At 37.8% G+C, this 14,963-nt stretch carries 11 protein-coding genes; 4 read left to right on the plus strand and 7 right to left on the minus strand.

From position 1 onward, the window contains the following. Window positions 1–13 precede the first annotated feature (13 nt). From AB4298_RS20775 to AB4298_RS20790, 4 genes are all read left to right on the plus strand, one after another. Window positions 14–1,618 (plus strand): hypothetical protein, encoded by a 1,605-nt coding sequence (locus AB4298_RS20775; protein WP_371988274.1) that lies wholly within the window; start codon window positions 14–16, stop codon window positions 1,616–1,618. Then, entirely contained in the window at window positions 1,611–4,511 is a 2,901-nt protein-coding gene (locus AB4298_RS20780; protein ID WP_371988276.1) for a site-specific integrase, read from the plus strand. Before AB4298_RS20775 ends, AB4298_RS20780 begins: the two co-directional genes overlap by 8 nt. Continuing rightward, window positions 4,504–5,808 carry a hypothetical protein gene (locus AB4298_RS20785; RefSeq protein ID WP_371988278.1) on the plus strand — a complete coding sequence of 435 codons (1,305 nt, stop codon included), beginning with the start codon at window positions 4,504–4,506 and terminating at the stop codon, window positions 5,806–5,808. The genes AB4298_RS20780 and AB4298_RS20785 overlap by 8 nt, the downstream gene beginning before the upstream one ends. A 417-nt stretch (window positions 5,809–6,225) precedes the next feature. Then, window positions 6,226–7,392 carry an Arm DNA-binding domain-containing protein gene (locus AB4298_RS20790; RefSeq protein ID WP_371988280.1) on the plus strand — a complete coding sequence of 389 codons (1,167 nt, stop codon included), beginning with the start codon at window positions 6,226–6,228 and terminating at the stop codon, window positions 7,390–7,392. 124 nt (window positions 7,393–7,516) lie between these two features. Here the strand turns inward: AB4298_RS20790 and AB4298_RS20795 are convergent, their stop codons facing one another. The 7 genes from AB4298_RS20795 to AB4298_RS20825 form a co-directional block, all read right to left on the minus strand. Further along, complete coding sequence (locus AB4298_RS20795) at window positions 7,517–8,521, minus strand: NAD-dependent epimerase (protein WP_371988282.1); 1,005 nt, start codon at window positions 8,519–8,521, stop codon at window positions 7,517–7,519. A 17-nt stretch (window positions 8,522–8,538) separates the two neighbouring features. Beyond that, on the minus strand, window positions 8,539–9,705 hold the full coding sequence (locus AB4298_RS20800) for a nucleotide sugar dehydrogenase (RefSeq protein ID WP_371988284.1): 1,167 nt from the start codon (window positions 9,703–9,705) through the stop codon (window positions 8,539–8,541). 88 nt (window positions 9,706–9,793) lie between these two features. After that, a complete protein-coding gene (locus AB4298_RS20805; protein WP_371988286.1) occupies window positions 9,794–10,342 on the minus strand; it encodes a sugar transferase in 549 nt (182 codons plus the stop codon). Then, window positions 10,339–11,253, minus strand: coding sequence for an NAD-dependent epimerase/dehydratase family protein (locus AB4298_RS20810; RefSeq protein WP_371988288.1), 915 nt, complete (start codon window positions 11,251–11,253; stop codon window positions 10,339–10,341). The genes AB4298_RS20805 and AB4298_RS20810 overlap by 4 nt, the downstream gene beginning before the upstream one ends. Before the next feature lie 598 nt (window positions 11,254–11,851). After that, on the minus strand, window positions 11,852–12,703 hold the full coding sequence (locus AB4298_RS20815) for a glycosyltransferase (protein WP_371988290.1): 852 nt from the start codon (window positions 12,701–12,703) through the stop codon (window positions 11,852–11,854). Next, the gene (locus AB4298_RS20820; RefSeq protein WP_371988291.1) at window positions 12,694–13,980 is read right to left on the minus strand and encodes an adenine nucleotide alpha hydrolase family protein; all 1,287 of its coding nucleotides are present in this window, start codon (window positions 13,978–13,980) and stop codon (window positions 12,694–12,696) included. The genes AB4298_RS20815 and AB4298_RS20820 overlap by 10 nt, the downstream gene beginning before the upstream one ends. 21 nt (window positions 13,981–14,001) lie before the next feature. Then, the gene (locus AB4298_RS20825) at window positions 14,002–14,850 is read right to left on the minus strand and encodes a glycosyltransferase (protein WP_371988292.1); all 849 of its coding nucleotides are present in this window, start codon (window positions 14,848–14,850) and stop codon (window positions 14,002–14,004) included. Between the last annotated feature and the right edge of the window lie 113 nt (window positions 14,851–14,963).

Genomic DNA, 14,963 nt, shown 5'->3' on the forward strand with positions numbered 1-14,963 from the left:
GGAGAAATTAGTCATGAGTAAACAACATACGATCGCCAAGCAGAATCGGCAACGTAATGCAGGAGGGGTGAAACCTGATGCATTCAAAATGACTGTAACGTTGGTGAAATTATTCAATCAATTTAGACGTTCAGCATTTAAAGATCTTGACCAACCGAAATTTCTGGTGGTGATTTTATATCTTTGGCTGACCAACCAGCTAGATGAAAAACGGGATACTAAAAACAATCTCCAATATAAGATCCCCGATTGTTGTAGAGTCAGCGCCAGTGATGATTGCCAAGCGCACAGCTTTAGAACAGTAAAATACGGCAGTATAACCTATGCAGAATATGCGCTCCCTTACTGTTGCAATGGTGAGATTATCTTTCTGTGGCAACCGTTACCTGAGAATTTAAATCATCTATTCCAGCCTTTTATCGCCGCCCAGCCATACAAAACACCTTGGTTAACCCAAATTGAAAAACAGCGACTCATTGAGCTATTAAGTCAAAAATGGCTAATTTCAAGTGAGCTAAAGGGCAGAGCTAGTGCGAGAAAAGATATATTTTTTCGCTACTTTGCAAATTGCACTCGTGTGGATAATAAATTATCCAGTGTTGCAAAATCTGTATTGCTGCCTGAACATCGACGCCATCATAAAAGTGCGATCGCCTACCAACAAGAAGACAGCGACAGATTAAGGTATAAAATCCTAATCGCCCAGGGTGAATATCTCGAAAGACTTTTAAGTCAGGCACGGCTTTTTAATTGGGGGCATTTGCTTTCGATTAATAGCCCAAACTCAAATAGCAAAGTGGCAGGTGACAAACAAGCCAGTCCTCACCTCATCAGCAAACGATCCGCCAGAAGTATGCCTAAAGAGTGGAAAGCACAAGGACGCATAAGCCAATTACGCCGAAAACGTAATCAACGTAATTGGACAACACAAGCAGATCAGAAGGTTTACATCGGCAGTGAACGTGGTATTGCCGAACATGAGGTAAGTCATTTTTTTAAAATACTGCATGAAAAAATATTGAGCTCAAAACCCACAGGCCATGTAAAGCTAGGTGTTTACATTGATTACTACAACCTGTGTACCTATCACCTCGCATTGCTATTCATTTTACTCACTGGCACACGTCCAACTCATGCCATATCAATAGAACGAAAACGCTGTTTTAGTCACTCTCAAACCTGTGTTAATGATAAAGGTCGATTACGCCCTATCATACTATCCGATTACATGAGCCAACAGCTCAGCCAGTACCTAGAACTGCAAAAATCACTCATCACACACCTCCCCACATCAATCCAAAGCAACTCACTTTGGTTTCTTTATGATCACAGTGGGCAACCTAAATTACTCAATGCAAAATTATTAAGAGAGTTTATGCATGTTAGATTTCCGGGGAAAGTCCCCTACATGCTACGCCATGTCTTTGCTCAATGTGCCCTCACGAGTATTGAGCCAGTTAAACTCTCAGTCAGTCAGATTGATCGTTTAATGGGTCACTCGGAGTTTGGTGAGCACTTCGGTAGTGATCACCTACTCCCGGTAGGTTTAGCCCCATTAAAACTCCACCTAAACAGTTTACCCACCCGCTTTAAATTAATGGAGGTTTGTTATGTCTAATAAGCTACACAATTTAAAGGCTGCAGATATCGTAGAGTTTTATCTACGAAGAGGTGAAACATGCTCAGAAAAATCTGCATTACAATGGATTATTGAACATTGGAGTGAACAACCTGCCGTTCAAAATACGGTCTACGCTACAGACGCTGAGCGTCAAATCACCGAGTTTGATCTCCGTAAAATCAATAAAAACATTGAGATTGTTCCAACAGGTAAACAAAAACGCTATCGATGTGCTCTATCCGAATTACTGTGTTATTTACACGATGAGTGTCAGTGGACTATTCCCAATAAAAAAAAATCCGTATTAGTCGACAAAGATCTACAATGGTTTGATCGCTTAAATGGGTTCGCCAGTCAAGCGTCTGCGCTCAAGCATGCCTACGATGAGTATAAAGGTTATTTTTTAAAACATCGGCCGACCATATCCGTTGAATTCGTTGCACTGGTTATTGCAATGGAAGTTGCACCGTTTTCTATGCAATACCTAAGCAGTATCATCAATGATCTGGATGGCATAAAAAGAATAGGAACTAACATTCATCTCGACGTGATACACCTTGGTCGTCTAAGTCGTCGACACGAAGAAACACTATTTACCCGCTATCATTTACCGCTCTTTGTCTACCATGTTCTAAAAGAGTATCAACAGCAACAATTCAAACCGACTACAGCCTACAAACTATCGCGGCAAATCAACCGATTTACCGCTGAACCGCCATTTTCACTTCCAGCACTATCATCAAGAGAGTGGTTTCGATGTTTTCAAAGCCTCTGGTATTATCGAGATAACGTAGTCCCGCAGTTTTTGAAAGACATCAGTGATCCTGAAAGGCATGTAGCGTTTAATAAACAATTGATTGACGCTAAGCAAAAACACAAAGCCCTGGCCAGCATTTATCAACGCGATTGGGATGACAAGTGGTTTGAGTCATTAAATCAACAATCAAAAAAGACGCACTGGCCAAATCGCGAATTACTGATGAACAAAATGCGTAATCGCCTTGCAGATCCCACTCCACCCGCTTGGAAGTCGCATAACATCCTGCCAACAATGCTGTATTTCTATACGTTAGAACGGATCCGATTTGGCGGCGTCAAAAAGCCACAATTAAGTGACGCGACACTCACAAAATATACTCGGATAGAAATATTGTTGGAATCTTACCCACTGCCTTATGACCATGCAATTGATAGTGTATTACTGCAGCAATGGGCTCACAGACTTTATAACTCGCTCGAAAGTGATACTCATCGACAAGTCATTCATTATTTTTATCGCTACATGTCCCAACACTCATTAACAGATCATTTTGATATATCTGAATTTGACGCACCAACAACTCGTCCGAGCGTTGACCCCTACCAAATTTCATTAACAGATTTGACAGAGATCGTTGAGTCATTACTAGCGCAACCTACAGGCCATCTTCTACAACGTCTATTTTGTGCGGTTAGCTGCATACTCAGTTACTTTGCCATGCTACGGCGTGGAGAGATTTTACGTTTACGGATGAGTGATATTCACTTTCACCCAGAGCACGAAGAACTTTTTTACCTAACAATCACCAAAACCCAAGATGGGCAGACAAAAAATAGAAAATCAAGGACGATACATACCGTTATACCTGAAAAATTTGCAAAACTGGTACGGATCCTTATCAAGATTAAACAATCATCAGCACATAATGTGCCATTGATCGGCTTTAACAATGAAAATATCAACTCAAGGCAATTACATTATCTCCTCCCAATCACTAAAGCCCTTAAAGCTGTAGCTGGAAAAAAAGCCCGATTTCATCACCTTAGGCACGGTGGTATTCATTTGTTTCTGCTGCAAGGGCTTCACTTAGCCTATGGACTATCTGGTAATGAAACGACTCAAGAGCACCCACTACAAATCCTATTAGCCCCAGAAACGATTCAATTGCGATTTAGCTACTGGTTAGAAGGTAATTCTTTTGAACAATGCAATGATAATCTTTTACTTGATGAGATAGGGCGGCAAATTGGTCATGAATATTTCGCCACAACCCGTTGGTCATACCTTCATGGTATGGACTGGTTCTACCCTTTCTATCGCCTAGGCCATGGTGAACATCAGCAACGAGACTTTTGTCACTCAGAGTTACGCTATCTATTACAGCTCTCAGCAACCTCGAATGATCTATCGCGTCAATTAGCCTCACTCAATAAGCTGTATCGAGATAGAACTGCAAGTCAGCGCCAAAAAATACCAATTAGCCTCAGTGAGTCGATGATAAAGTCTTGGTTATTTAATCGCGAACGAGCTGATAGCGATCACCAACAAGCGTGCTCCCCTCAATTGAGCGACAATGTGAATCCATCATACGTTCAACTCTGGTTAGGCAACCTACAAGGTGTTCAATCCCCTGACTTCATCCGCTATCTATTCCTACAAATGCAAAAAGCAAGTGCTACAGACTGGGCAGCCTTAAGTCATGTTTGGCAGCATTCGGGTAAACATGGTCATCAAAAGTTTGCTAAACAACAGATCACTGCGCTCCGCAACCTGCCACTGATTGAAATCAGTACCAGTAAGCAAAAGGCAGATTATCTTCGAGTGAAGCTAGCGTGCAATGTAAAAAATGCAAAACTGATAAAAGCCACTTTTCGACAACCTCAGTGGCAGTGGCTATCACTGTCATTTGAATTGACTATCAATCGAAAAACCAACAAAGCGCGTCAATTAACTCTCCTACATCAACATTATGCCAAGCCAGGAGAGATTGTTAAATCTTCAAAACAATCAGATGGCAACAGTTTCCTTAGCATCATATTGACTGCGACATCAAACGCGAACCAGAAACTCCTGCAGCATTTCCACCCATTTTTAAATCACCTTCAAAATAGCAGAGGCACTTATGAGTAATCTTATTATCCCTACCGAAAAGCTTGATTCATTTGCTGCTATGACAAAGCAATTGAATAGTACAAAATCCGACTATTGCGTTAGTGTGATCATATCGCCAAAAGACAAGACGATAACCTGGATAGGTGGCTCATCACCGGACTATACCCTGATTACTCAGCCATTAACCAAAGGGCATCGATTCAAACAGGCCGAATTCGCTTTACCAGGTGACTTTTTTAGTCAATCAATTAAATCAGTCATCGCTACGAATCAAGCACTTTCAAAACACAACAGTTACGCATTGCAATTTAAGCTAAGGTCTTCAAAGGGGCGCTACATTCAAGCAACTCACATCGAAAGTGCGTTAAGCCAACCTGAACTCATGCAACCGATATACCGGGCCCTGCGCCAGTTTGCCACTCTTCCCATACACAAAAATCACATTGAGTATATGGAAGCAGTGAAGCAACGTGCCTTACACGAGGTATTGACGACCGATTTAAAACAATTGAGCAAGGAGGCTGAGGAATCAACACCGTTTGAATACATACAGTTCGACGATAGGGAGCAAGAGATCCGAATTCAACGTGCCGGTAAAATAACAACCAAACCTATGCCAGAAAATACTTCGTTCCCCCTTCCGATGGCATTAAATCAACCTGTGTTAACTCAACTACAACGGCTGATTAAACAGACTGATTCACCAACAATCTCTATTGCTCAAGAAGGGGAAATAGTGACCATCAGTACACCCGAAGAAACGGTCACATCTTCTATTGCAGGGCTGATTGACTTTTACAAGCGCGTGCCGGAGAAGCCAATGGTTGAAGTCGCTTTAGTAATTGATTACCTATCTCTTATCGCCGAGGTTAGATCTCATCAAAAATACAGAGAAATAAAGAAAAACCCAGAAGCTTTCATGTTGGTCCACAACAGTGAACTATTTGTCACTGCTGGATTATCCGGCAATAATCTTTGTCGACAAATATTCGGTCAGGCAGTAAAAAATAATGAAGACCACTTATATCGTTTTGATACGAAAGATCTCATTGATACCGGAAAATGCCGCAAAACTAACGGATCGCAAGTGAAATTGGTGATAACTCAAAATAAGAAAGGAGAACGATTTTTTGAATTTTACATCAATTCTAAAGAAGCCCTTCCTTTTGCAAAAATCTCAATCGAAGCAGAAAGCAATAACATAGAAACTGCTATACGACTAAAACGGGACTATCTAACAGAAACACAAGCAGAAAATACTGACATCCCCCAAACAGAAAAGCAGCTTGACTTGTATGGTTTTGAGGGCATGTAGCATAACTACTCTGCTGAAGAGCCCATTGCCATCAAAAGTAATGAATAGAAATGTGATAACTGGACAAATATACAGTTACAGCTATAGTAATAGATGTGTTTTTAACCAATAGTCCTATTTTAAGCAATATTGGTCATTAGCAATGAAGGAAAGGAAAGTAACAAAATAAGTATGATTGGTTAGCTTTTACTTTGAGAAAGCGTGTTTAACAAGCGAAACAGGCAAACGCGATTGACAAGCGAGAAGTAAAAAATGAGTTAACCTATAAAGAAGCAGTTGGGGCAGAGTGGCGGCAACCACCCTACCCCGTACCGGCTGCGACGGCTATTAACCACACCCAGCCGATGGGCAAATTCTAACGAATTCCATTGGTAAGGGACAGATCTATTTAACGATCTGCAATCAATGGAGGCCACTATGGCTCATATTCGTATCCGCCCTAACGGGCGCATTCAGTTCGACTTACACCTCTATGGCTGCCGCTTTCGTGAAGGCACAAAGCTGATGGCCACACCTAAAAACCTCGCTAGTGCCAAAGCTACCCTCAAACAAATGAATGCTGAAATTGATTTAGGCAGTTTTCAATATCGCGATTATTTTCCAAAAAGTAAAAAAGTCACCAAGTTTGAGAAGCTACAACGAGATAAATATCCCGACCGACAATATCCATTTTTTGATACGTTTGCTAATCAGTGGTTTGAACGACAAAAAGCCAAATGGAAAAACAGTTACCGCGATACCGTGCGTAATACCCTAGATAAATACCTAATCCCGAAGTTTGGTAATACTTTGGTTAACGAAGTCACCCTATCGCAAGTTGATTTTTTTCGTCAGGCATTAATGGAAGGCGAGAAAAAGGATGGTTCTCGGCTGTTATCCAATCGACGCATTAACAATATTCTGTGGCCGCTAGTAGCGATAGTCAGCCTTGCGGCAGAAGAATGTAAATTTGACTATTTGTTAAGACGTTATCGCTCTCTCAAAGAAGAAAAAGCCGAATCGCACCCGATGACAATTGATGAAGTGCGACAATTTTTAACTCACGTGTCTAAACAATGGAAGGATTACTTTATTGTCCGCTTTTGGACTGGGATGAGAAGCTGTGAAGTGCATGGGTTGGAATGGCAACATATCGATTTTGACCATCGATTAATCCGGATTAGACAAAACTGGGTCAATGGTGAAACATGTGATGTTAAAACGCCTAAATCGCGTAGAGAATTGAAGATGTGTGAGTCGGTGTATGAAGCATTTAAGCGGGTAAAAGATGCAAGCCAATCGGATTCAAACTTTGTGTTTATCGGACCGTCTGGCACACCATTAGAAACCCACTATGTGAGTAGAAAGCTCTGGTATCCAACGCTTAAAAAGGCAGGGTTAAAACTACGACGACCGTACGAAACACGCCATACGGCAGCCGTTTTGCATATAGCTGCACATGAGAACCCACTATATGTATCGCAAATGCTAGGACACAGTGATACGAGACTGCTATTTGATGTGTACGCGCCTTATGTGGCTAATGCGTCTAGAACAGATGGTAAGGCTTTTGATTTATTGATGAGGGGACACGGACTTAATTAGCACTACTTACTATATAGAGTGAATAAGGAGGTGTTAACTCGACAATTATTGGGTGTTATTTCAAAAAATAAATGCTATTCACCTTTAATGTGAATAGCATATTTCAATGTGATGTAATTAAAGCTTACTTGTTATAAAACTCTCGATACCACCGAATGAATTCAGCAACACCTTCTTTAACACCAACTTTAGGCTTATAGCCAGTTGCTTCAAATAAATCCTCAACATCAGCATAGGTCTGGTAAACATCCCCAGGCTGCATCTCTCGGAAATTTTTCTTAGCTTCTATCCCCAACTCTTCTTCAATAGCTTTGACAAAACCCATTAAATTAATTGGAGAGCCATGACCTATATTATACACAGCATAAGGTGCAGAACTCGTTGCTGGCGAACCAGCCTCAACAGTCCAGGATGCATCTCTATTTGGGATGACATCAGCTATACGCACAACACCTTCAACAATATCATCTACATGAGTAAAATCACGCCACATGTCACCATTATTATTGATGTCAATAGTTTCGCCATCTAGGATCTTTTTGGTAAAGATAAAGGGGGCCATATCTGGCCGTCCCCAGCTACCATATACGGTGAAAAATCTAAGACCTGTCGTAGGAATATCGTAAAGGTGAGAATAGCTATGCGCCATCAACTCATTAGACTTTTTAGTTGCAGCGTAAAGCGAAACAGGGTGGTCAACGCTATCTGATGTAGCAAATGGCGTTTTACTATTTAAACCATATACCGAACTAGATGAAGCATAAACTAGATGTTGAACTTTTGTGTTCCTACAGCCTTCTAGGATATTCAAATGTCCAACTAAATTCGAATCAGCATAAGCGTGTGGATTTTCAATCGAATATCGAACACCGGCTTGTGCGGCCAGGTGGATAACACGGTCAAAGCTTTCACTTTCAAATAATTGCGTTACAGAATCTCTATCCGCAATATCTAATTCTACTAACCGAAAGTTTTTGTGTTCGATACGTTTTAAACGTGCATATTTTAAAGCAGGGTCGTAATAATCGTTAATATTATCAATACCAACTATCTCATGCCCGTTTGCTACTAGTTTTTCAACAACTGCACTACCAATAAATCCAGCTGTACCTGTGACCAAATACTTCATATTTTTTACCTCAAAAACTAGTCTGAACCAAAAAGGTCTCGAGTATACACCTTATCACTTACATCTCGAATTTCATCAACCATGCGATTAGATACAATAACATCTGACATAGCCTTAAAGTCTTTAAGTGATTTTATAACTTCAGAGTGGAAAAAGTGGTCTTCTTCAATCACTGGCTCAAATACCACTACCTGAATGCCTTTGGCTTTCAAACGCTTCATTATCCCTTGAATACTCGATGCCCTGAAGTTATCTGATCCAGTTTTCATTATTAAGCGGTAAATACCGACGATTTTAGGCTCACGCTTTAAAATTGCATCCGCTATAAAATCCTTACGCGTGGTATTTGAGTCAACAATTGCACCAATGATATTATTCGGTACATCTGAGTAGTTGGCGCGTAATTGTTTAGTGTCTTTAGGTAAGCAATAACCACCATAACCAAATGAAGGGTTATTGTAATGACTGCCGATACGGGGATCTAAACCAACTCCTTCAATAATTTGACGAGAATTCAAGCCATGAGATTCTGCATAGGTGTCTAACTCATTAAAGTAGGCAACGCGAAGCGCTAGATAAGTGTTAGAAAACAACTTGATAGCTTCAGCTTCAGTAGCATCAGTAAATAAAACATCAATATTTTCTTTAATTGCGCCTTGAACTAGTAACTTAGCAAATGTTTTTGCTCGCTCACTTTGTTCACCGACAATAATACGTGAAGGGTAAAGGTTATCATAAAGTGCCCTACCTTCACGTAAAAACTCTGGAGAAAATATCAAGTTATTACAACCAAATTCTGCAGTAATACGACTTGTATAACCAACTGGTACAGTTGACTTGATAACCATTATCGCTTTTGGGTTAATTAACATTACATCTTTTATTACTGCTTCAATAGATGATGTATTAAAGAAGTTTGTTTTAACGTCGTAATCTGTCGGCGTAGCAATAATTACATATTCTGCATTTTTGTATGCAAACTCTTTGTCTAAAGTTGCTGTAAATGAAAGTGCACGATTTTGAAGAAATTCTGTTATCTCTTCATCAACAATTGGCGAAATACCATTATTCAACATATCGACTTTTTCTTCAACAATATCTATGGCAACAACTTCATTATGCTGCGAAAGTAGCATTGCGTTTGATAACCCAACATAACCAGTACCAGCGATAGCAATCTTCATATTTATTTTTATAAACCTTTGATTTCAAAATTTCAAAACTGCCAAAGCAGATTTTAAAGAGCAAAAATAGAGAATTAAGCGAAAACTATTAATTTATGGCGTCCCCTGAACCACTACCAGTGACCGTCATCATAATGTACTTGAAGTAATCTTTAACTGTTAAATTATCAATCATCTGTTTATCAATTTTGGCTAACAAAGCCGGCGTAGACATATCAATGTTTTGAACTTGAGCTAAACCTGTAACGCCAGGTAAAACATCGTAAATCCCTAACTCATCTCGCTCTTTAATTAAATCTTCTTGATTAAATAAGTTCGGTCGAGGACCAACCAAACTCATTTCACCTTTAAGCACGTTAATTAATTGCGGTAACTCATCAATCTTAGTTTTACGTAGAAAATTACCTAACTTTGTAATTGATACGTTACTCGCTAAGTGACTAGCAACTGACTTCGTTTCAACAGGCATAGTACGGAATTTAATCAACTTAAATGGCTTTTTATTTCGACCAACACGTGTCTGCACAAAAATTGGTGATCCGGTGTCAAACATGCCGATAATAGTAACAATAAGTAAGACAGGCCACAGTAAGAGCAAACCAAAGAAGGCTGCTAGCAAATCAATTAAACGAATCATTTTTTACTCTCTGAAAGTGAAGCCATTGCCTGCTCCATTGTGTAGGGAGGAACCCATCCTAAGACATCTTGAGCATTAGAAGAGTCAACTTCTAAGTTTCCTAAAAGCTGTTCTGCCATTGTAACTTTTCCGACAAGGCGCGCAGCTAAGTACATAAGACTAACTGGAACAGGTAGCTGAATTAACTTTTTATTAAACCCTCTAGCGATTGCATTTGTGAATTCCTTGATAGAAACTGTTTCGCCATCTGAAGCAAGAAAGGTATGCCCTGCTGCATTTGGCGAGTTCACGCATGTTATTAGCAAATCCGCCAAATTCTGAACAGAAATAAAGTCTCTCTTATTATTGCAAGCTCCAAAAGGTAAAAAAGGCACCTTTTTAACTAACTTTGTTAACATGCCAAAATTACCTGGAGCTAGTGCCCCATAAACTAAAGTTGGACGAATAATTACTACTTCAAGACCCGTCTTCTTCGCAATATCGATTAAACCGACCTCGGCTTGATATTTAGATAGAGAATAATAATTGTGAGGTTTGGGGGGTGAATGTATTGAAAAAGATTTTTGACTAGTAGAAGTTCCATAAACACCAATGGAACTAACGAATATAAAACGTCTAACACCAGCCTTTACAGCCTCTGATGCTAAATGAAGCGTGCCCTCCACATTAACAACGTTAAAATCGTCACAGGAAGCTCTATTTGTATGCGCTAACCCTGCCAAATGTATCACTGAGTCACAACCAACAAAAGCCCCATCCCAATAAGTATCCTTAGACAAACTATTAATCATATAGCTATCTAAAAATGAATCGGCATCTTGATTTCGGATCACACAACGGAATAACGAAGGTTCATTCGATACCAAAACTCTTCCAACAAAACCTGAAGCCCCAGTTAATAAAACTTTCATTACTTTGACCCTTAAAAAAGTTATAGAAAAAATCATAACCAACTCAAACTAACAGCAGGCTACCAAATTCAAATTCATAAAATTAGCGTCTAAATTATAAAACATAGGATTTAAACAAATTTTTATTAGCTCGTTCTAAATGTAGTATTATTTAATCTACAATCAGCAAATTCTGATTTAACAACGCCTTCCCACGTGTAAGTCAACTAACTACATTAATTATTCAATTCTAATTTAAACCTAAAAATTATAATAAATTTCGCCCCCTTTAACTATATATCAAATTCCACCAAAAATGTTTGACTATAAAAAAACAGAGTTAGCCAATGTAAAATGAGTGAAATTCAGCTGATGGTAATACTTTTAATCTAGTCACATAAGACTTACTTAAAAGCCAGGAAAACGAAACATACATAACAAATTATTTTAAACATTTAAAATTGCGGGCTATACAATAAACCGCTTTAAAATTTAGGTTTAATTATCAGCTAAACTTAAATACCAACATCATTAAAAACTGTACTCCATGTAAACTAACATTTAGACAGCTTGTATAAATCAATGTTTTTAATGATAAAAAGTACATAAAGATACATAATTAAGCTGTGTTCCGCCTAGGATCAAACTTTCTAAATATCGTGTTAAAAAACCTTTGAAGATAATCTGGAAAAATAATTCTAAAACAAGGATAAAAACACAAGAGTGCTTTATGAAGCGGCAAGCCTAATCGCAAGCTACCTTTAAAACCTATTTTACCTTGCTCATAATTCAACTTAAAATTTTGTTTTTTTATAGTGTGATAGTCAAATCGATAATAAATAAGGCTTTCATTCAAATTATGAAATCTCAATTTGTTACTTGCTAACCTAAACCAAAGTTCATAATCCTGCCTACGCCTCAAGCTTTCGTCATATCCACCATTATTAATAATTTCAGATTTTCTAAACATAACGCTCGGATGTATAATTGGATTGCACCATAAAGAGGAAATTATATCGCTATTAGATTCTGGGTTTACCTTTTCACCAGTCACATTCCCTTCAAGATCAATTACTGTCGCCCCACTCCCTAATACTGATATCTCGGGATGACTTAATAAAAAAGAAACTTGTTTTTCTAATCTCTCAGGTAAAGCAGCATCATCAGTATCTAATCGTGCTATAAACTCTGCTTCGCAAAAAGAAAGTCCGTAATTAAGTGATTTAGCCAGTCCTGAATTACAATCTAATTGAACAACCTTCACATCCATTTTATGTACAAACTTATTTACAACCTTTACTAGCTCGTTATTTATAGGCCCATCATAAACAACTACCACTTCAAAATTATTATAAGTTTGTTCAGATATACTTTTTAAGCACTCATCAAAAAATTTGGGGTTTTCTGCATCGTACAAGGATAAAAGAAAAGAGACCTTGTGACTATTAACTGAACTCGTAGCTACTTGCATAATAAACGCTTAATTTCCTGATGGGTATAGCCTTGACCTAAACAGAAGCCATAAAAATTCATCAACTCTAACGAGGCACGCTTCTTTACATATAAAGGTAGCAATCTATTTTTAGAAATTTTTTCGATTACATCTATAGGTACAACTTGTAAAACAACCTCATTTAGAAACTTGTCCAAATTTATATCAAAATAAAGATCAACACCTCTTTTAGACTGTGACCAATTAAGCTCTTTAATCAAAAGACGTCTCAGCAAGGTCTTGTTTTCATACAACTTGAAATCAAATTTAAACTCCAAAGGTAAATTAAATACATAATTTGCTAGCTCTTCATCAATCCAAGGAAAATATACTTCGCAACCAAGTTCCTTGGCTGCAGCTCTAGTTTTCCCCATCATACATTGGTGATCATGAAATGATCCCCGAGAAAAAGCTCGAAAATCAATAAACTCGACTTCATTCATAGATTTATTTATCTTTGAAAAAAATGAATTTAAAGGAAAGCTCCCTCTCAATGGAAAAAAACATGACAATGCGGATAAATCACCATGCGACTCTGCAGGTGAACGTATATACCACCTTAAACCTGGCAAAGAGTTAGGTCTAAATTTCCAAAGGTTTAGGAGTGACAGCTTGAAGGACTTAACTTGGTCAATCGACGGAAGGTAACCAAATGTTTCATCATTGCCTAATCCATCAATTACCGCATAATCTTTAGGTAAAAAACCAGTCTCATCGAAGAAAGCACGTAAACCAAATAAAAAGAAAAGATAACCTTGATCCATTACTAGATTTGGCATTTTTGTACAGGAATTTAAAAATATTTTTGAATTGAACTTCTCAATGATTGTATCTACATCGACAAAATAAGCAGTATGACCTAACTGAGTAGCAATACTCTTTACATACTCTTTCAATTTGTGATCATCTTTTCTTAAAAAAGTTAGTGTATTAACAGAAAGGCCTGCTTTCTTGTATGCTAACGCAAGAGACATTGAGTCTTTGCCATCGCTTAATAATAGCAATGGCTTTTTACGTCCACACCTTCCCAAGGCTCTCTTTATCTTTTCTAATAAAACATATTCATCAGGTATACTATCTTGAGTATAGTGTTTTGAACTCATACGAAAAACATATGAATTAAAATATTCGTTACCTGCGGCCCCTACAGATAACTTTCCATTGACACTTAGCTTACTATCACTAAAATATTTAGGACATATCATGTGTCTAGCAAAAGTAGCTAAAGTTTTATTATTTTCCATTTTTATATTCATAATTGTTACACTTCAAGGTTATTATTTCATTATTCCTGATTCTTGTTTGAAAAAGGCACGAATTCCAGAAAAGAAAAATTTATATCTTTTTAATTTAGAATCTAGAGTTAAAATTTCAAATAGCGTAAAACACAACTTCATAAATAGCTTAAACTTTAATTTTTTTGAGCTAACACATGAAAAGATCAAACGCAACGAGTCTCTAGATCTATAGTGTAACCTGAACGGGGCACCATAAAAAAATTTATAGCCAAATAATGAAGAAAAACCATCCCCGTAATCATGAACAAGCTGAACACAATTATTTAAACGAAAATCATATCCTTGTTTCTTCGCCCGCAAACACCATTCTGTATCCCCCAAGTTCAAGAAGTAATCTTCATTAAATAATCCAACTCGACCTAAAACCTCGTATTTAATTAACATTCCTGACAATTGTGTTCTTGCAACTAATGAAAATTTATCGCCATGCTTTTCCGCTTTAAAAAAGCTATCGTGGATGCTTTTTCCTGCAGAGTTGACAATGGTTGGGGCTATTATCGGATAATTACTATCTATCGCATCTTCAATGAATTTAGATAATTGAACTGATGAAAAATAGCTATCTTGATCTAGGAGTAAAAAATAATCAAATGAATTGCCAGCATATTTTATACCAGAGTTCATTGCTCCAGTAATACCTGAATTATCCTGAGAGATCTTTTTTACTTTATCATACTCAAAACCAACAACTTTATTATTATCCGATGAATTATCTACAAGAATAACAAGGTCGGTTTGTTCCAATAAATTAGGAATTAGTACTGCCAATCTTTCAAGGCATGGGTTATACAGTGAGATTATGACGCATATTTTTTTCTTAATAGTCACTTTAAGTACCTAACCTTTACAAATAAATAAAATATAAAATAAAAAAATAAATTGAAAAACATTGTAGAAATCCAAATTTGAGGATTATATATTAAAGTATAAGCACCTATAGC

Source organism: Shewanella sp. 10N.261.52.F9 (assembly GCF_041471165.1).
Classification (GTDB): Bacteria; Pseudomonadota; Gammaproteobacteria; order Enterobacterales; family Shewanellaceae; genus Shewanella; species Shewanella marinintestina.